This is a genomic window from Burkholderia sp. Ac-20353 (assembly GCF_017104785.1).
In the GTDB taxonomy this organism is placed as follows: Bacteria; Pseudomonadota; Gammaproteobacteria; order Burkholderiales; family Burkholderiaceae; genus Burkholderia.
On record NZ_JAAGPL010000505.1, the window covers coordinates 1 to 771 of the forward strand.

A 771-nucleotide genomic window follows, 5' to 3' on the forward strand; every position below is an offset into this window, starting at 1 on the left:
TGTCGACCTGACGGCGGTCGACGGCGAGTCGATGGCGGCGCTGCGCGCGCTGCGCCATGCCGCAACGCGCGAACTGGATGCGCACGAGCCGTATTGCGCGCTCTGGTTCGGCGAAGCGGGCGTGCGCGGCTGGTGGCTCGAGCGCGGGGCCGCCGTGCTGCAGTTCGCGTTCCCGGACCGCGCGCACGCAGCCCTGCCCGATGCGCTGCGCAGCTTTGCGCGGCAGCCGGCTCATTGTGTGGTCGTCGGCGGCGACGACCGATGCGTCGCGAGGTTCGGAACCTCGGTTGCCGAAGTCGGCGATCTGCTCGGCGCGATCGCGTTGCCGTTCGAATGCGCGCAGTGGGCGGCCGACGTCGCCGACGCGCAGTCCGGTGTGCCGCGCGGGCCGGCGTTTGCGGTGGCCTTCGGGCTCGCGCTGCGCGGGGTGTGGGAATGACCGCGCCGGGCAGCGTGACGGGCGCGCCGGCGGGATACATGGCCGGACCGGCTTCGCTCGGCGGATTCAACCTGCTGCCGTATCGCGACCGCGTCGTGCGGGCGATGCGCCGACGTCGGGCTGTCCAATGCGGCGCGGCGATCCTGCTCGGCGTGGCGGGTGTCGGCCTGTGGACGGGCGGCGCGGCGTGGCTGCGCATGCGTACCGATGCCGAGCGTGTGCGAGTCGACGCGCGCTTGCTGCGGCAGCAGCCGCAGGTCGATATGGCCGTACGCGCCGCGCGAAGCGCGGACGCTGCCGCGCAACGCAGCGGGCAGGCCGCAACGCTCGCG

The 771-nt window shown here is 74.1% G+C and carries 2 pseudogenes; both read left to right on the forward strand.

The window, feature by feature from the left end:
* A pseudogene (locus G3N94_RS41595) lies at positions 1-439 on the forward strand (competence protein ComA); the annotation flags it as partial.
* A pseudogene (locus G3N94_RS41600) lies at positions 436-771 on the forward strand (fimbrial protein); the annotation flags it as partial. The pseudogenes G3N94_RS41595 and G3N94_RS41600, both read left to right, overlap by 4 nt.